We start from the raw sequence: 16,717 nt of genomic DNA, 5'->3' as shown, positions 1-16,717 counted from the left end.
GACTTTAACCAGATCGCTCATACGATGAATCGTGCGATGTACGAGTCATCGTATGGTACGTCGTACTAGTCAAGCGCTCAGCGTCGACATTCCTGACGGTGCCTGCCAAAATCGACGTTCGGCCAGCAAGGAAGACAGATGGCAGCCAAACCCCGCAGTGCCAGCAAACGATCGCAACGGACGAAGCTTCCACCCATGCAGGAAGCGAGCAGCGAGCCGCCGCTGTCTCGAGAGCGTATCGTGGCGATCGCGGTGGAACTGCTGGACGCCCAGGGCATAGACGGATTGACAATGCGTCGGCTGGCGGATCGCCTTGGCTCGGGTGTGATGAGCCTGTACTGGCACGTCGACAACAAGGAGGATGTCTTTGATCTGGCACTCGATTCGGTGCTCCAATATCGCGCATCGCCTAAAACAGGTGAGTCTCCGGACTGGCGCGGAGACGTCGTTCATATGCTCGAAAACTGGCGCGCCAGAATGTTGCGCCATCCTTGGTCGGCATCGCTGTTGCCGCGACGGGCGCTTGGCCCGAACATCCTCAGTCGCCTGGAAATGCTGAGCAAGACCTTGTCCAGAGCCGGTGTTGCGGACGCGGATCTCAACGCTGCGATTTGGTCGCTCTGGAACTATGTGATGGGCGCCACCCTCACCCGGGCAAGCTTCGACCTCTCGGAAGAAGACAGAGCAGCCGCGCAGCAGCGTCTTACACGTCTCAGCGAACACTATCCGACAATCGAACGCTCTCGTCTGCTGTTGGACAACGATTGGGACGGCACTTTCCGAAAAGGCCTGGACTTCCTGCTCGATGGCCTCTCGCCAAGATAGATTCCGGCGGCTACGCCCGGAGCAGACCGGATGGCGCTGCTTTGCGCACGCCAGTTTGACGCAATAGCTCCCAATCCACATCATCACATTTGGCTCGCTGCCAAGGCGGCACAGGCAACGGGCAAGCCCGGGTGCTCGACCCCATCGGCGGCGGTGGCTGGCGCGGCTGCATTGCAGCTGAATTGGTGCAACTGGCGATGTCGTTGTTACGCATTGCCAAACGCTGGCCGGAATCTCTCGATCTTTTGCGCAAACCTTTTTGCCTGACATGCGTTGTTTCCTCTCCAAGCCAAGGAGACGATCATGCAGATGAAGTCGGAAATAGCCGGTGAAGTGGCAAAGCAGCGCCATATCCAACGTGGCGTCGATGCCAAGGACAAATCGAAAGGCGATGGGAAGCAGCAAGGCGCCATGCAGGCTGGCGCCCGTGAATATCCCGAGCCCCCCTTCCCCGAGCAACATCAGCCCAAACCGGGGCACGAATGGGCACTAGAGCCGGAGCCTTTGTATGATGCGCCGTACTATCTCGGATCGAAAAAACTCGACCAAAAGGTAGCACTCATCACGGGCGGCGATTCCGGCATCGGCCGCTCGGTGGCGGTGTTGTTCGCCCGCGAGGGCGCCGACGTCGCGATCGTCTATCTGGCCGAGGACAAGGATGCTGAAGAGACCAAATCAGCGGTGGAAAAGGAGGGACGACGCTGCATCCTGGTCAAGGCCGATGTCAGCGAACGCAGCCACTGCCACAAGGCGGTCATGGAGACCGTTGAAAAATTCGGCCGCATCGACGTGCTGGTCAACAACGCCGCGTTCCAGATCCATTCCAGCGATTTCGGCGAGCTGACCGAAGAACATTTCGACACGACGCTGAAGACCAATCTTTACGGCTATTTTCATATGGCGCAGGAAGCGGTGCCGCACATGAAGCCCGGTTCGGCGATCATCAACACCGGTTCGGTAACCGGTATCGACGGTTCAAAACAACTGGTCGACTATTCGATGACCAAGGGCGGCATACATGCCTTCACGCGGGCCTTGTCGGGCAATCTCATCGGCAAGGGCATAAGGGTGAATGCGGTCGCACCGGGTCCGGTGTGGACGCCGCTCAATCCGTCGGACAAGGAAGCCGACGACGTCTCGAAATTCGGCGCGGACACGCCAATGAAACGACCCGCGCAACCGGAAGAACTCGCGCCGGCCTATGTGTTCCTCGCTTCGCCGCACTGCTCGAGCTACATCACCGGCGAGATCTTGCCGGTCGTCGGAGGTTACTGAGGATGGCCGAAACGAAATCCGTAACCAAGGAGTAGGATGGATGGGCCGTCTGCTTTTCATGGTGGCGCTCGCTTGCGTAGCGTACCGCATCTACACGGAAACAGCAGGATCTGCTCGGCATGTGCCGCAGGATGACGATGAGGCGCTGCGCAAGCAATCAGCGGCCCTGGGCGTCGACCCGTCTCGCTGACGGAGTGGAAACCTGCCGGCAATCCGGCCGGCCGAGTTATCAGCCGGCCGGATTGCAGCCTTATTCGGCTGCCTGCAGGTTGATCTTGCTTTCCGCCATTTCGGTGAGCTTGCGATCGGTCGCCTGTTCTTCCCTGAGGTTCTTGGTCAGCACATTGGCGCAGTCCGTGCGGCCGAGTTGCTTGGCCCAGGCGATGAGCGTGCCGTAGCGTGTCATCTCATAGTGTTCGACGGCCTGCGCCGAAGCAATCAGCGCCGCATCGAGAACCTCCTTGTCATCGACGTCACCGCTCACATCGTCGGCCTCCTCGAGAATGCCGTCAATTGCCGGACAGTTGACCTCCTTGGCCTTGACGCCATGCAACTCAAACACCTGTTCGACGCGCTCGATATGGCCTCTCGTCTGATAGAGGTGTTTTTCAAATCCGGCTTTCAATTGCGGGTCGGTTGCCTTGTCGATCATCTTCGGCAGCGCCTTCTCGATCTGCTTTTCGGCGTAGTAGATGTCGCGCAGCGTGTGCACGAAGAGATCGTCGAGTGTCTTGATGTCCTTCGAAAAGAAGCCCATGGCCTTACCTTTCATTGCGCTTGGTGTGGATTTCGGCGACGCGGTTTGCGCGCCGCCAGCAAAGACCGGGACGGTTCCCGGCTTGTCTGGTCAACGTACCGGCACTGAAGGAGTTCCTGATTTCCGAGGGCGAACCGCCCTTCTCCAGACCTGCGATCCGGTCGGTGGGGAGCCTTTGTCTCGATCGCACGTTCTAGCCGGGTAACCGGAACGAGAAGGGTCGGCGGAATGTATTTCATTGCATTGGCGGCAGACTATGACGGCACGCTGGCTCATGATGGGATCGTCGCCAAGAAGACGCTCGCCGCGCTTGAGCGGTTCAAGAAAAGCGGCCGCAAGCTGGTTCTCGTCACCGGGCGTGAACTGCCCGATCTCAAGCGCGTCTTTCCCGAGCTTAGCCTCTTCGACAAGGTCGTCGCTGAGAATGGCGCGATGATCTACACGCCGGCAAGCGAGGAAGAACGGGTGATCGCCCCATCGCCCGAGCCCAAATTCGTCGCCAGATTGAAGCGGCAGGGCGTCAAGCCGCTTTCGGTCGGGCGATCGATCGTCGCGACCTGGGAACCCCATCAGGCGACCGTGCTCGATATCATCAAGAAGATGGGTCTCGAACTGGAAATCATCTTCAACAAGGGCGCGGTGATGATCCTGCCGAGCGGCATCAACAAAGCCACCGGGCTCGCTGCGGCCCTTCAGGACCTTCGACTTTCGCCGCACAACGTCGTCGGCGTCGGCGATGCCGAGAACGACCACGCGTTCCTGCAGGCCTGTGGCTGCAGCGCCGCCGTCGATAATGCAATTCCGGCGGTCAAGGATACAGCCAATCTGGTCATGCGTGGCGCCCGCGGCAAAGGCGTGGAGCAATTGATCGCAAAACTGATAAAGCGTGATCACGCGATAGTGCCGAAGCGCCATGACGGCATCGTTCTTGCATCGTCTGGCGGCGATGATGTCTACCTGTCGCCGAGCGACACGATCCTCATTGCCGGGAGTTCCGGCATTGGTAAATCCACCTTGGCAACCGCGCTGACGGAACGCTTCGTCGAAAGTGGTTTTCAGTTCTGCGTCTTCGATCCCGAAGGCGACTATGACGGGCTCGAAGGCGCCGTCCGCCTGGGAGACGGCTCAAGCGCGCCGACAAAGGCGCAGGTGCTGGATCTGATCGCCAAGGCCGACAGCAACATTGTCGTCAATGGATTGGCCCTGCGCGTCGACGAGAGGCCGGATTTCTTTGCCGACCTGCTGCCTGGCCTGAGCAGTTTCCGCCGGCGCACCGCGAGACCGCACTGGCTCGTCATCGATGAAGCGCACCATCTTCTGCCCAAGCGGCGCGACGATACGCGGGCGGTCCTGTCATTGGAATTGCCGGGCACAATCCTGATCACCGTTCACCCCGAGGCGATCTCGACAGACGCCTTGCGCCTTGTCACAGCCATCATTGCCCTTGGCCCCAAGGCGAAGGACGTGGTGAAGGTCTTCTGCAAGGAAACTGGCATTGAGCCGCCAAAGGACATTCCAACGCCCAAAGGCGCGCGCGTGCTGTTCTGGCGGCCGCAGTCGGGCAAGAAAGTCAAGACGGTCAAGGTGGTCGAACCACGTCAGTCACTCAAGCGGCACAGCCGGAAATATGCCGAAGGCCAGCTCGACGAAGCCGGCAGCTTCTATTTCCATGGCCCTGACAATGCGATGAACCTCAGGGCTCACAATCTGATGATCTTCGCTCAGATCGCCGAGGGGATAGACGACAAGACCTGGGAGTTTCATTTGCGCACCGGCGACTATTCCAAATGGTTCCGACATCAGATCAGGGACAAGGACCTGGCGCGCGAAACCGCCGAGGCGGAAGAGGACAAGACCCTGTCGGCGCAGGATAGCCGCAAGCGGGTGCTTGACGCTGTACGCCGCCGTTACACGGCTCCGGCCACAGCCCCGGAGTGACACTCGAGAGCCAAGGCGATTAAGCTATCGCTGCATGCGAAAACTTTTTCAGTCGGACAACGCCGCCCCACCGCGACAATTTCGATGACGATGTCGGCTTGTGAAGCCCCTCCTCTCAGAGCTCTTGACCCTCAGCCTATCAAATCATCTATTCTGATCGGCAGATCGCGAATGCGCTTGCCGGTGGCATGATAGACGGCACTCCCCACGGCAGCAGCCGTTCCGACATTGCCGAGTTCGCCCAAGCCCTTGACGCCGGCAGGATTGACCTGGTGGTCGATTTCGGGGACCAGGATAACGTCGACCTGTTTGATGTCGGCGTTGACCGGCACGAGATAGTCCTGCAGGTCGCGATTGACGTAGCGCGCGTGTCGCTGATCGATTTCCGTGGCCTCGTGCAACGCCTGGCCGATGCCCCAGATCATGCCACCCATCAACTGGCTGCGCGCGGTGCGCGTGTTCATGATGCGCCCGGCAGCGAAGGCTCCGACAATGCGCGGCACCCGGATTTCGCGTGTATAGCTGTTGATGCGCACTTCGACGAACTCGGCGCCAAAGGCATATTTGACCGAATCTTCGTCGTTCTCTCCACCATGAAACTCCGATTGTCCGGCATAGAGTTTGCTGAGGGCTTCGGGCGAAGAACCCTTCGGCGCAAACTCGGCATATTCTTCGATGGCGCCGACCTGCATGACCTTGAAGACATCGGCCAGCTTGGCGGACTTGCCGGTCTCGGTGACGACCTCTTCGTCCTTCAAATCCAGCTTCGCATTGCCCGAACCTGCCAGCGGAGCCCCCTTGCCCGCAGCGGCGGCAAACAGTTTTTCGCGTATCGCGTCGCAGGCTTTCATGACTGCGGAGCAGACGCTGGCGGTCGAGATCGATCCGCCTGACACGGGAGCCGGCGGCAAGGCACTGTCGCCCATCTCGACGCTGATCTTGTCCATGCCAACCCCCAGCCTTTCGGCCGCCATCTGGCCGGCGATGGTGCGAACGCCGGTGCCGATTTCATGCGAGCCGCACTGGACCCGAACCTCGCCATCGGCGGTGAGACGAACCCGGGCCGCGCAAGGCGCGACGGCTGTCGGATAGATTGCCGTCGCACAGCCCATCCCGACCAGCCAATCGCCGTCGCGCATCGAGCCGACCGTGGGATCGCGTTTCGACCAGCCAAAGGCCTCCGACGCCTGGTCATAGCACTTGATGAGTGAGCGGCTGGAAAATGGCTTACCTCCGATCGGCTCCTTCTCCGGTTCATTGATGCGACGAAACTCGACAGGATCCATGCCGAGGGCCACGGCCATTTCGTCCATGGCGTTTTCCAGCGCGTAGACATAAGGCGTCTCCGGCGGCGATCGCATGTAGCCAGGCGTGTTGCGGTCGGCATGAACCAGCGAAACATGCGTCAGAACGGAGCCGTAATTGTACATGCGCGCGGTGGCGGACGTGCCGCCGACGACATAAGGGTCAGGGCGTGACGTCACCTCCCAGGCCTCATGTCCGAACGCCGTGATGCGGCCGTCCTTGCCGGCGCCCATGCGGATCCGATGCCGCGTTTCGGCTCGATAGGTCTGCGTACCGAAGGCTTGCATGCGATTGACGACGCAGCGAACCGGCCGGCCGATGCGCCGCGCCGCGACGGCAACGATCGCAGTGCGTGCCGTCATCGGCCCCTTGGAGCCGAAGGCGCCGCCGATATAGGGACTGACGATCCGCACATTGGCCGGATCGAGCTTCAGTTGGCGTGCCAGTTCCACCTTCCAGCCCGTAACATTCTGGCTGGGCTCGTGGATCGTCAACTGGTCGCCCTGCCATATGGCCGTGGTCGAAAACAGCTCGATCGGATTATGATGTTGGGTCGGCGTCGAATATTTTTCGTCGATCTTCACCGTCGCATCCGCCCAAGCGGCGTCGAAGTCACCGGCCTTCGCATCCTCCTTGAACATCGGGCTTTTGCCGGCAGCCGGTTCCATCTTCACGCCCTTGGAATCAAAGCTGGCGCTGGGCCGTTCGTCCTCGTAGTCGGCGCGGATCAACATCGCTGCCTCCTCCGCCGCCTCGAAGGTTTCGGCGACCACCAGAGCGATGATCTGACCATCGTGAAAAACCGTCTTGTCGTGCAAAGGCCCAATCGAACTTGCGCCGGTGTTGCCGAATTTCGGCATGTCGGTCTTGTCCAGATCGCCATAGGTGACGATGTCCAGCACACCGGGTACGGCCCTGGCGTCTTTCGTGTGAAGTTCGGAAACCTTGCCCCGGGCAATGCTGCTGGTGGCAAGGGCACCGTGGGCGACGTTGGCCGTGACGATGTCGGCGGGATAGCCGGCCTGTCCGGTAACTTTTAGCAGGGCGTCAATGCGAACAACGGGATCGCCCTGGTTTTCCCTTGGAGCGGGTGCAGCTTGGTTCATGGCTCAGCCCTTCATATCCCGGGTTTCGAGCAGCGCCCGCACCAGCGTGCGCTTGCCGAGCGGTATCTTGAATGCGTTATGCTCGCGCGGTCTGGCATCGGCGAAAGCAGCCTCTGCGGCCTCCTGCGCCGTGGCTTCGTCAAGCACTTTGCCCTGTAGCGCGTCCTCTGCTTCGCGCGCACGCCACGGCACCGTCGCCACTCCGCCGAGCGCAATGCGCGCACTCCTTACCGTCTCGCCATCCATGTCGAGCGCGACAGCCGCGGACGCCAGCGCAAACGCGTAGGATTCGCGATCGCGTATCTTCAGATAGCGCGACCGGCTGGCCCATCGTGCGAGCGGCACTTCGATGGCGGTAATGAGCTCGTCGGCGGCCAGATCCGTCTCGATGTCGGGCGTCTCGCCCGGCCGTCTATGCAGCTTGGCAAAAGTGAGCGTGCGCCTTCCCCGCGAACCTTCGACATCGACGGTGGCGTCCAGCGCAACCAGCGCCTGCGCGAAATCACCATGATACGTGGCAATGCAGGCAGCGCTCGTACCCAGCACGGCATGCTGGCGATTGGACCCTTCCATCGCAGCGCAGCCGGAGCCCGGTTCGCGCTTGTTGCACGGCCAAGATATCTCTCGAAAATACTCGCAGCGCGTACGTTGCAGCACATTGCCGCCCAGGCTCGCCATGTTGCGAAGCTGACCGCTGGCAGCGAATTTCAGGCTGTCGGCGAGGACCGGGCAACGGCGCCTGACATCATTGTTGTCTGCTGCTTCACCCATACGGACCAGCGCACCAAACCGGATCTTATCATCGTCTATCCTGATCTGCCGCAAGGCCGGCTCGGCAAGAGTGTTGAGGTCGAGCAGTCGCTCCGGCCGCGCGACACCGAGCTTCATGTAGTCGGCTAGATTGGTGCCGCCGGCGATGAACTGCGTGTCGGCACCGGTTGGCGGAACATGCACAGTATCGGGACGGGACGCCATGGCGATGGCCGCGGAGACGCTGGTTGGTCTTTCATATACGAATGGGCGCATCCTAAGCCCTCCTGGTCTCGTCGCGTGCCTGGACGATCGCCGCAACGATGTTGGGATAGGCCGCGCAGCGACATAGATTGCCGCTCATATATTCGCGAATATCGTCTTCCGACCCAGCATGGCCTTCGTTGATGCAACCGATGGCGGACATGATCTGACCCGGTGTGCAATAGCCGCATTGAAAGGCATCGTGGTCGACGAAGGCCTGCTGGACCGGATGCAATTCCCCTTCCGCCGAAGCCAGGCCTTCCACCGTTGTGATCTCTCGGCCCTGGTTCATGACGGCAAAGCTCAAGCAGGACAGTACCCGCTTTCCGTCGATCAGCACCGTGCAGGCACCACACTGACCGTGATCGCAACCTTTCTTGGTGCCGGTCAGGCCGACATGGTCGCGCAGCGCGTCAAGCAGGCTGGTTCGGTTGTCGAGCGCGAGGTTGTAGGTTTGCTTGTTGATACGCATCGAAACCGCCGACAAATCGCGCGGTTCGGCCGGTTTTGCGGGCGCGGGCTGGGCAGCTCTCGTTGGGGAATTTACAAGCGGCATCACCGCCGCCGCCGAAACAGAGGCCGTCATGAACATGCGTCTGCTCAGGCCACTGGAAATCTTGGCATCGGACATGGCTGGCTCCGGGCTGGCTGGGTCTCAAGCGGCCCAAACCACTCGCGGAGGGCAAAGTTCCCTCCTCACGAGCCTGTGATCCTTTTTTCTGTCGGCGGGATCGACGCAATCGGAACCTCCCCGGTCAAGCGCTGGTTGTGTGCCAACAGCCGGAAGGAGGCGATCATGAGCGATGGTCGGCATGGCAAGGACGGTGACAATGGACCCGTATTCTCTGCGGAGCAGGCGAAACAAGGCGAGATCATCCTGCGAACGCGCACGCGTCGGGTCGTCTTCATAGCCGGCTTGGTCGGCGTCGTGATCCTGGCCCTCGTCGTCAGGTTGGCAATCGGCTGAACCAATCCCCCTCGCCTTGCTGCTGCACTCTCCCCGGCCCGAAAGGCGCTAGCTTGGGCGGCGCGGCGGTGTTTGGCCATGCATCGCGATGCGCCATTGGCTACGCGACTTCTGTTGGAACCAGCGCGTCGAGTCGACGTTCAGCCCTTATTCAACAGGAGGAACAGGCCATGCCACGAGGCGAGAAATCGAAATACACTGACAAGCAGGAGCGCAAAGCCGACCACATTGCCGAAGGCTATGAGAAGCGCGGGGTTTCCGACAAAGAGGCAGAGCGGCGCGCATGGGCTACCGTCAACAAGGACGATGGCGGCGGCAAGAAGGAAGGCGGTTCCGGCCGCGGCAAACACACGGGCCATCCTGCAGCGCACAAAGGCGGCAAAAGCGGCGGCAAGGCATCGGCATCACGGTCTGCCGCAAGCCGATCGGAATCGGCAAGGAAAGCTGCGGCGACCCGCAAGCGCAATGCGGAACACCGCGCACATTGATATGAGGCCGGCACTGAATGCGGCGGGAGCACAGGGATGAAATCGCAGCTCGTCAATGAGATCGGCGGACAACGGACATTCGTCGTGGTGCTCGACCCAGGCGAAGAAGCGTTCGCGGCACTGACCGCCTTCGCGGTCGACCAGAAGATCGGCAGCGCGTCCTTGACCGCCATAGGGGCTTTCGAGAAAGCCACGGTGGGCTGGTTTGATCCGGCCTCGAAGACCTACCGCAAGATCCCTGTCGACGAACAGTGCGAGGTTCTAAGCGCGATCGGCGATGTCGCACTGGGCGACGACGATAAGCCCAGCCTGCACGTCCATGCGGTGCTTGGATTGAGCGACGGCACCACTCGGGGTGGACATCTGCTTGACGGCATCGTTCGGCCAACGCTCGAAATCACCCTGGTGGAAGCACCCGGTCATCTGCGTCGCAGCAAGCGTCCGGAGCTCGGTGTCGCGCTGATCGATCTGGACGATTGATCTACAGCCCTCTAGAGCAATTCCAGGAAAAGTGTGATACGGTTTTCCGTCTGGGAAACAAAGAGTTAGAGTGGGTCGCCGTTTCCATGAAACGGTGAACTGCTGGCTCGTTCTCACGTTTTCTTGCTCCGCTCAGCTGATGCAGTGTCCGGCGGCGCTTCCCAGCCAAACACGCTGCGCCCGCCGAGCTGATGCGACTGGTCGAATTCTCCCGCGACAATTTCCTTCAGGCTGGGGCCGGTCACGTATCGTTCGACTTGCCGCGACTGATCGTCGAGCCGCCTCAAGGCACCGATTTCTTCATCGCGACCGAGCTTTGCCTTCTGCACGGCCGACTTCAGAACCCCGATCGTCTCGTCATAGACCTTCAGCGGTACCGGAAATGGATGCCTGTCCTTGCCGCCATGCGCCAGCGAGAAGCGGCCGGGATCGGAAAACCGGCAAGGCGCGCCATGCACCACCTCGGCAACGAGGGCCAGCGCGCGCACCGTACGCGCGCCGACGCCGGGACCAGAAGGAGCTCGGCGAAATCGGTGGGACCGCGGTCCGCGGCGGCTGCGATATTGCCGTGAAGACGATGCATGACGACATCGCTTTCGCGAACATCATGGTGGGCCGGCATGACCAAATGCGGCAGCAGCGGCTGCTCCGGTTCTTGCCGGCGCGTCGGCTCCGCGCAACGCTCCAATGCTGCAAGCTCGCCCAGGATGCGATCGGGTCCGAGGTCTTGCAAAAGGTTCAGTTGCCCTTGGCGCGACGCGTCGGCGCGCCTGTCGGTCAGGTTGACGATCTCACCTTGATGGACGCCCTCGATGGCGGCATGCGGCTGCTCGACAAAACTCTTGAGGCCCTCGGAGAGCCAATGGTAGCGGCGCGCCACCTTGCTGTCACCGTTCATGCCTTGCTGCACCACGACCCAGCGACCGTCATCGGTGACGATGAAACCATGCAGATAGAGATCGAAACCGTCCTGGACAGCGGCGCTGTCGACCTTGGCGACAAGCCGGCTGACGGTGGCCAGGCCCGCTCCGTCGAAGCCGACGCGTTGGCCGATGGCCTCCAGCTCATGCGGGGTTTTGCGCGAATGCACGCCGCGACCACCGCAGACATGAATGCCGAGCTCGCCGGAAAGCGGCGTAAGGCCACGCTTCAAAGCGCCCACGACGCTGGTCGTGATCCCCGACGAGTGCCAATCCATGCCCATGACAGCACCAAAGGACTGGAACCAGAATGGATGCGCCAGCCGCCGCAGCAGCTCGTCTCGACCATAGTGATGAATAATCGCCTCGCACATCACGGCGCCAAGACGCGTCATGCGGTCGCCGAGCCATTTTGGCACGCGCCCGCCATGGAGTGGAAGATCAGCACTTCCCGATCGTTGCGTCACGTCTGCTACCTGTTCTGGTGTCCGTCATTCTCTTAACAGATAGGCAGCCCAACCGCGCAAGGAAGCATGGACACTTCCACTCGGGCCGGGTTAGCGGACGTCAAGTCCAGTTCGAGAGAACCGTTTCCATCTCAACCGTCTCGACCTGCTGCGCGAAACGTTGGTGATAAACCGTCAGCAGTGCATCATGGGTTGCGTCGGAAGAACTGCACAGCGCGTCCGTGACGAGAACCACGCGATAGCCGAAATCGATGGCCCCGAGCACGGTGGCGAGAACACAAACATCTGTTTCGCCACCGGTAATGACCAGCGTATCGATGCCGCGCTCCACCAGAAGGGCTCTGAGGCGCCCTTCGAACCAGGGCGAATAGATGTGCTTGTCGATGATCGTTGCTGGCGGGCAGCAGCCGGCTAAAGACGGCAACAGTTCGGTCATTTCGGGCCCGATCGTCTCGATCGTCAGGGAAGCCCAGCGCTCATAATAGCGCTTCCATGTGCCGACGCCCTGCCCCGGCTTTTCGGCTGGCATGAAGCGTGTAAAGACCGTCTGTGGCGCGCGTCTTTCGACCAGTCTCTCGATCTGCGGGAGAACCCGGGTGATCCAGGGCGTTGCCCATTGAGACGGCTCGGCAAACAGCCGCTGCATATCCACGCAGACATGCATGCATCGATCGCCGAGAGGTCCGTATGCCAGCCCCGGCATCGACATCAGCGCTTCTCCGACCGACGATGCATTTCCCTGTTTCCTCCCATTGTCGGCAAAGACACGCAACGCCGCGCGCAAGCACTGGTTCCTGAGATAGCCACAGGAACCGACGCAAATGGCTGGCGTTTCCGCTGAGATGAATGGAGGTGCTCGCATGAGACCGCGCGATGGACGTTGGAGCCGCAAGTCAGCCGGGGCGCCAAAATGGAACTGAGCGGAGGATGTCTCTGCGGCACGATCCGCTTCCGCGTTGGAAGCGAACCGAGAGTGCATTATTGCCATTGTGATATGTGCCGGCGAACGACCGGCAGTGCGTTCGCGGTTCTGGCCTGGGTGCCTTCCCAAAGCGTGACCTGGACCAATGCGACGCCGACCTATCGCAGATCTTCACCGATTGCCCGGAGGGGCTTCTGCTCCGCCTGCGGATCGCCGCTCAGCCTTGCCTATGACGCATCGCCCGGAGAGATCGCGCTACATGTCGGAACGTTCGACGATCCGGCTCGCCTGGAGCCGCGCTACAATTATGGATCGAGGCAGCGACTTGGCTGGGTTTGCTGCGGAATAGACCTGCCGCACCACGATACCGAGGAGCGATGGTAAAACCATGTCTGAAGGGCAAGCCAGATGAGCATCTTTTACCGGGCGGCCAAGATTGCCGAAGAGGTACACGCAGCACAGCGCGACAAGACCGGGCGACCGTATATCGAGCACTGCCGCCGGGTCGTCGACGCGGTCGAAACCAGGGACGAGAAGGTCGTCGCCTATCTCCATGACGTCGTGGAAAAGGGCGAAGGCTGGAACCGGACCAGGTTGGACGAGGCCGGTTTTGGCCCGACGATCGCTTCGGCCGTCGACGCCATGTCGCGCAGGGATGGCGAGGACTACTTCGCGTTCGTGCGACGAGCGGCATCGAATCCATTGGCGCTGCCGGTGAAGCGCGCGGATCTGGCGGACAATATCTGGCAGGCCCGACAGGTTGGGGCATCGACTGTAAAATATGAGGAGGCACTACGCATCCTTGATGACGAGTCTCCGCGCCGTCAGCACCAGCCTTGAATTCAGATCGCCCCGCTGCGAACGGGCAATCTACTCCGGGACGTGGGGCGTGTGCCGTCTGTCCTCCGCGGGCTCAGCATCGATGCGCGCCTTTTCCGGATCGAATGCACCATGACGTGCAATGGGCCGCGCCGCGGTTTCAGGCGTCTCGTATGCCCACATGAAATCGTCAGCCGAGCTGCCCACCGCATGGACGCGCCAGTAGCTCGCGGTGCCTTTCGAAGGGGAGCGGCTGGTGGTGTTCGTCTTTTCGAAAAGGTCGAAATAGATGTCTTCGAAAGGGATGTAGAACACGGGCTCATGTCCTTCTTCCTGCAGCACTTTCGCCCGTTCCGTAGCAGCGACTATGGCGTCGGAAAATCGTACCGTCACCGTGCCGACAAACGGTTCTATGGCCAGCTGGCCAGTATGGTGTGCTGACATTGCGTCTGAAGCTTGCATTCAAATTCTCCCTGGCTGCCGATTGATTGCGAGACCGCATTTCGGTTCGTCTTGCATGGAGACGAAATGCGCGGCGATGCGTCAGGTTCCCGCCTCTACTATGAGGTCGGATGACGACCCCACTTCAGCGTTTGCCATGGCTGTCGAGAAACGCAGCCAACAATCGCGAAACCTGATCAGAAGCCTCACGCGTCGGGAAGTGTCCGATGCCATCCAGCACCACCCGCCTGTAGAACGCGGTGAAATGCTCTTCGAGCCCCTCTGAGGACTGGGCAAACACAACGCGGTCCGCGCCACCATGAAGCGTCAGGATCGGCACCGTGATGATCTTGACCGCTGCTTGCCGGCGGGCGAGTTCGGCATAGCGGGGATCGGGCTCGGCCTCTTCCCATCGGACCCGATAGGAATGCAACGTCACATCCGCCCAGTCAGGATTTTCGAACGAACTCGCGACACCATCGAAAATAGCGTCGTCGAACCAGCCTGATGGACCCCAGCTGTCCCACTGGTATCTGGCGAATTCCTTGCCGTTGTTTCGTACGAACTCGGCGCCCCGTGCCGTTGCCATGAACCATTGATACCAAAATGCTTTCGCTTGTCCGGGCGCCGGCGTTGCTGGTTTGCCTGGTTGCCAGCCGAGCGACAGCGCAGCACAGCACTTGATGCGGTCCGGGAAAACCGACGCGAGCAGATAGGATATCCGGGCACCCCAATCGTGTCCGACGACCGCAAAGCGGCTGAGGCCAAGCGCATCGGCAAAATCCAGCACATCCTGCGCCATCGCGGCAATCTCGCCCGAGCGCATGATTTCTTTTGACAGGAACGATGTCGGCCCGAAGCCTCGCAACCAAGGCGAAAACGTCCGGAAGCCAGCTTCATGAAGGACCGGTGAAATCCGAGCGTATGTCGTCGCGTCGTCGGGCCAGCCATGCAGCAGGATAACCGGGGCGCCGTCCTGCGGTCCACCATCGAGATAGGCGACGCGCAGCAGAGGTGTGTCGCAATGTGAGACGGAGTTCATTGGCTCTGAGGCGCAATAGCTGGCTTATCATCACCAGTCGCGGACTCTGGCCTGGCGGCCTGGTCAACTTGTGGGTTCTTGTTGATGGGGCCGGTGTTGGCTTTCATCGGCTCGATATTGTTGTCGCAGGCGCCGAGCGTAAGGCCAGCGGCCAGGACCAGGAGTGAAAAGAACCTCTTCATCGAAACCTCCTCTGGTTGCTGTCCGGCAAACGAGGTTCCACCAATTTGGTTGCCTGATCGTCCTCTCAAGACGCCACGGCATCTGACGATCAACGCTTCAAGCTATTGGAATCGGCTGCAACTGTCGGATCAGGCAAAACCGGGCCACGTTCAGTCTCCGAACCCTCAGCCTCGATCTCCTGCACGGCCTGGTCCCAGTGCTCCTGCTCGCGGCCAGCCGGCCGGCCCTCTTGTTCCCAGATTTCATGGGCTCGCCGTTTGATCTTTTCTTCCCTGCTGTCCATGACCAGATCCTCCAATTCGTCAGTCTCAATTCCGGGCCATATTTTTTGTTCCTCCTCTGTCGGGAACAGCCGCTGCCGGAGCCGCGATTTCGGGGAAGGCGCTTGTGGATTGCGTGGGACGAAACCGCTTGGTAATTTTCGTACTGATATTTTTTCGTGACACACCGATGCCCGCAGCTTTATGAATCTGGCTATCGGCCAGCGCCGAGCACGTCCCTCTCCGATCCCACTGCCCGGCGCTCAATGCCTGATCGCCCGCCGCACCGATATGGCGGGCTGTTGCTTCGATTGGAGGTGACGCCCATGCGGGAATTGCCGAAAGACATCGACGCCGATGTGGTCATCGAAATCAGCAAGCTGCTGGACGACAGCCCGCTTTTCGTCCCGGTGCGGGTCCATGAACTTGCGGCCAGGGTGAGGCAGAGGGTGAAGACCGGCCTGCCGGATCTTTCGATCGAGGAACTGATCGTGGAGATGGCCTCCGTACGTCAGCTGGCCATGGCCTTCGATCTGCCTGGATCGGAGAATGTCGTGCAAATCCCGGTGCGGTATAGCCGCTAGCACCGCGGCATCACACGCTCCATCCGGAGGTCAGGACAAGCGATGCCTCAAACATCTGCGCACCGATCTCATCGCGTACTTTGACGGTTACCTTGACGAAATCGCAGTCGGGCATTTCGTCTTGGGCAACATCCTGGAAAATACGAATTGCTTCCGCTCTGGCTTGTTCCCGGGATTCGAACAGCTGCCCGTTATCATCGGGTATCGCGCCGTCACCGTTTTGAAGATCGAAATAGTACCGCTTCATTTTCGGGCCACGCTGGAAACATCTGGCGGGTCAATGTTTTCGCTTTATTGGTGGTTCCTGCCCGCTCGGCGGCCGTGCTGGTGAAGACGTGGTCGTTCAACGCACCGCAGCGCGAAGCGCCGATAGGAAAAGCACAACGCCAAGGCGTTGAGGCCGGCGGCGATGGCATGCGAATACTCCCATTGGCGCCGCAGCAGCTCCCAGTTTTCAGGCAGGACAGTCCAGTTCCGGGTCGCCTGATTGATTGGATAGGTCAGCGTCCAATTGTGTGGCGCCGATGCTGAGAAAGGCGACAACAACCAAGCCGAAAGATGCACTCGCTCGGTAGAGCAGGATCGCCAGGGCGGCCGTAGAGAGCAATGCTCCCAGCACTACGATGGCGAACAGGCTCCATCCATCATAGGCGCGTTGCGCAGCCAGATAGTTCGGCCCGTCGAGCTTCATTTTGTTGAACATCGTGAAGAAATGCGCGGCGGCCGGAACGAAAGCCAATACAACGAAAATGAAGCTGACCACTCTCAGACTATAAATTGCCAGATCCGGTCTCCTCTCAGGAGAGAGCTAGGGCAATCGGCAGAGTTGAAAAGGTCGTTTTAGCGGCGGCTTTCGCCCGCGATCGTATGATCTCAAGCGAGGTCGTTTTTTAGCCCTCACTCAACTATCTCGGAACATTTTTT

General features: G+C 60.4%; 22 protein-coding genes and 1 pseudogene. 11 read left to right on the top strand and 12 right to left on the bottom strand.

What is annotated here, in order from left to right; translation table 11 throughout:
* Positions 1–138: 138 nt before the first annotated feature.
* The 4 genes from EJ079_RS24055 to EJ079_RS24040 all read left to right on the top strand — a co-directional run bounded on the left by EJ079_RS24055 (position 139) and on the right by EJ079_RS24040 (position 2,290).
* The gene (locus EJ079_RS24055) at positions 139–825 is read left to right on the top strand and encodes a TetR/AcrR family transcriptional regulator C-terminal domain-containing protein (protein WP_127810361.1); all 687 of its coding nucleotides are present in this window, start codon (positions 139–141) and stop codon (positions 823–825) included.
* Positions 826–956: 131 nt separating this feature from the next.
* Positions 957–1,157: a hypothetical protein gene (locus tag EJ079_RS24050; protein ID WP_127268843.1), complete on the top strand. Its 201-nt coding sequence runs from the start codon at positions 957–959 to the stop codon at positions 1,155–1,157.
* Entirely contained in the window at positions 1,129–2,100 is a 972-nt protein-coding gene (locus tag EJ079_RS24045) for an SDR family oxidoreductase (protein WP_127810360.1), read from the top strand. The genes EJ079_RS24050 and EJ079_RS24045 overlap by 29 nt, the downstream gene beginning before the upstream one ends.
* A 40-nt stretch (positions 2,101–2,140) precedes the next feature.
* The gene (locus EJ079_RS24040; RefSeq protein WP_127397577.1) at positions 2,141–2,290 is read left to right on the top strand and encodes a hypothetical protein; all 150 of its coding nucleotides are present in this window, start codon (positions 2,141–2,143) and stop codon (positions 2,288–2,290) included.
* A 60-nt stretch (positions 2,291–2,350) separates the two neighbouring features.
* On the opposite strand, the gene EJ079_RS24035 is transcribed toward EJ079_RS24040, so the two are convergent.
* Positions 2,351–2,857, bottom strand: a complete 507-nt coding sequence (locus EJ079_RS24035) for a ferritin-like domain-containing protein (protein WP_127810359.1) — start codon at positions 2,855–2,857, stop codon at positions 2,351–2,353.
* Positions 2,858–3,085: 228 nt separating this feature from the next.
* On the opposite strand from EJ079_RS24035, the gene EJ079_RS24030 reads away from it, so the two are divergent.
* On the top strand, positions 3,086–4,795 hold the full coding sequence (locus EJ079_RS24030; protein WP_127810358.1) for an HAD-IIB family hydrolase: 1,710 nt from the start codon (positions 3,086–3,088) through the stop codon (positions 4,793–4,795).
* A 131-nt stretch (positions 4,796–4,926) separates the two neighbouring features.
* Here the strand turns inward: EJ079_RS24030 and EJ079_RS24025 are convergent, their stop codons facing one another.
* The 3 genes from EJ079_RS24025 to EJ079_RS24015 are packed head-to-tail and all read right to left on the bottom strand — an operon-like array spanning position 4,927 to position 8,851.
* On the bottom strand, positions 4,927–7,206 hold the full coding sequence (locus EJ079_RS24025; RefSeq protein ID WP_127810357.1) for a xanthine dehydrogenase family protein molybdopterin-binding subunit: 2,280 nt from the start codon (positions 7,204–7,206) through the stop codon (positions 4,927–4,929).
* A 3-nt stretch (positions 7,207–7,209) separates the two neighbouring features.
* Positions 7,210–8,232 (bottom strand): xanthine dehydrogenase family protein subunit M, encoded by a 1,023-nt coding sequence (locus EJ079_RS24020; protein WP_127810356.1) that lies wholly within the window; start codon positions 8,230–8,232, stop codon positions 7,210–7,212.
* A 1-nt stretch (position 8,233) separates the two neighbouring features.
* A complete protein-coding gene (locus EJ079_RS24015) occupies positions 8,234–8,851 on the bottom strand; it encodes a (2Fe-2S)-binding protein (RefSeq protein WP_127810355.1) in 618 nt (205 codons plus the stop codon).
* Between the two features lie 165 nt (positions 8,852–9,016).
* Here EJ079_RS24015 and EJ079_RS24010 point away from each other — a divergent pair, with 165 nt between their 5' ends.
* The 3 genes from EJ079_RS24010 (at position 9,017) to EJ079_RS24000 (ending at position 10,155) form a co-directional block, all read left to right on the top strand.
* Positions 9,017–9,187, top strand: coding sequence for a hypothetical protein (locus tag EJ079_RS24010; protein ID WP_127810354.1), 171 nt, complete (start codon positions 9,017–9,019; stop codon positions 9,185–9,187).
* A gap of 170 nt (positions 9,188–9,357) precedes the next feature.
* Entirely contained in the window at positions 9,358–9,675 is a 318-nt protein-coding gene (locus EJ079_RS24005) for a plasmid stabilization protein (protein ID WP_127329054.1), read from the top strand.
* A gap of 36 nt (positions 9,676–9,711) precedes the next feature.
* Positions 9,712–10,155 carry a PPC domain-containing DNA-binding protein gene (locus tag EJ079_RS24000; protein WP_127810353.1) on the top strand — a complete coding sequence of 148 codons (444 nt, stop codon included), beginning with the start codon at positions 9,712–9,714 and terminating at the stop codon, positions 10,153–10,155.
* Positions 10,156–10,268: 113 nt separating this feature from the next.
* Here the strand turns inward: EJ079_RS24000 and EJ079_RS23995 are convergent.
* Both EJ079_RS23995 and EJ079_RS23990 read right to left on the bottom strand, forming a co-directional pair.
* A pseudogene (locus EJ079_RS23995) lies at positions 10,269–11,542 on the bottom strand (DUF763 domain-containing protein).
* Between the two features lie 100 nt (positions 11,543–11,642).
* On the bottom strand, positions 11,643–12,251 hold the full coding sequence (locus EJ079_RS23990; RefSeq protein WP_127811395.1) for a cysteine hydrolase: 609 nt from the start codon (positions 12,249–12,251) through the stop codon (positions 11,643–11,645).
* Positions 12,252–12,452: 201 nt separating this feature from the next.
* Between EJ079_RS23990 and EJ079_RS23985 the strand changes: the two genes are divergently transcribed.
* Both EJ079_RS23985 and EJ079_RS23980 read left to right on the top strand, forming a co-directional pair.
* Positions 12,453–12,848, top strand: a complete 396-nt coding sequence (locus EJ079_RS23985; protein WP_127380382.1) for a GFA family protein — start codon at positions 12,453–12,455, stop codon at positions 12,846–12,848.
* A gap of 24 nt (positions 12,849–12,872) precedes the next feature.
* A complete protein-coding gene (locus EJ079_RS23980; RefSeq protein WP_127810352.1) occupies positions 12,873–13,304 on the top strand; it encodes an HD domain-containing protein in 432 nt (143 codons plus the stop codon).
* Positions 13,305–13,334: 30 nt separating this feature from the next.
* Here EJ079_RS23980 and EJ079_RS23975 read toward each other — a convergent pair whose 3' ends face one another.
* From EJ079_RS23975 to EJ079_RS23960, 4 genes are all read right to left on the bottom strand, one after another.
* Positions 13,335–13,745 carry a DUF427 domain-containing protein gene (locus EJ079_RS23975; protein WP_127810351.1) on the bottom strand — a complete coding sequence of 137 codons (411 nt, stop codon included), beginning with the start codon at positions 13,743–13,745 and terminating at the stop codon, positions 13,335–13,337.
* Between the two features lie 124 nt (positions 13,746–13,869).
* Entirely contained in the window at positions 13,870–14,766 is an 897-nt protein-coding gene (locus EJ079_RS23970) for an alpha/beta hydrolase (RefSeq protein WP_127267545.1), read from the bottom strand.
* Positions 14,763–14,948, bottom strand: coding sequence for a hypothetical protein (locus EJ079_RS23965; protein WP_127398196.1), 186 nt, complete (start codon positions 14,946–14,948; stop codon positions 14,763–14,765). Before EJ079_RS23965 ends, EJ079_RS23970 begins: the two co-directional genes overlap by 4 nt.
* An 89-nt stretch (positions 14,949–15,037) precedes the next feature.
* A complete protein-coding gene (locus EJ079_RS23960) occupies positions 15,038–15,232 on the bottom strand; it encodes a DUF2934 domain-containing protein (protein WP_127267550.1) in 195 nt (64 codons plus the stop codon).
* Between the two features lie 303 nt (positions 15,233–15,535).
* Between EJ079_RS23960 and EJ079_RS23955 the strand changes: the two genes are divergently transcribed.
* The gene (locus EJ079_RS23955; protein ID WP_127267547.1) at positions 15,536–15,793 is read left to right on the top strand and encodes a hypothetical protein; all 258 of its coding nucleotides are present in this window, start codon (positions 15,536–15,538) and stop codon (positions 15,791–15,793) included.
* Positions 15,794–15,803: 10 nt separating this feature from the next.
* Here EJ079_RS23955 and EJ079_RS23950 read toward each other — a convergent pair whose 3' ends face one another.
* The gene (locus tag EJ079_RS23950) at positions 15,804–16,040 is read right to left on the bottom strand and encodes a hypothetical protein (protein WP_127810350.1); all 237 of its coding nucleotides are present in this window, start codon (positions 16,038–16,040) and stop codon (positions 15,804–15,806) included.
* A 207-nt stretch (positions 16,041–16,247) separates the two neighbouring features.
* The gene (locus EJ079_RS23945; protein WP_174800324.1) at positions 16,248–16,556 is read right to left on the bottom strand and encodes a hypothetical protein; all 309 of its coding nucleotides are present in this window, start codon (positions 16,554–16,556) and stop codon (positions 16,248–16,250) included.
* Positions 16,557–16,717: the final 161 nt, after the last annotated feature.

Source organism: Mesorhizobium sp. M7A.F.Ce.TU.012.03.2.1 (assembly GCF_004006095.1).
GTDB lineage: Bacteria > Pseudomonadota > Alphaproteobacteria > Rhizobiales > Rhizobiaceae > Mesorhizobium.
Note: the sequence above shows the minus strand (reverse complement) of the source record. Positions and strands in the feature narration are given on the sequence as shown.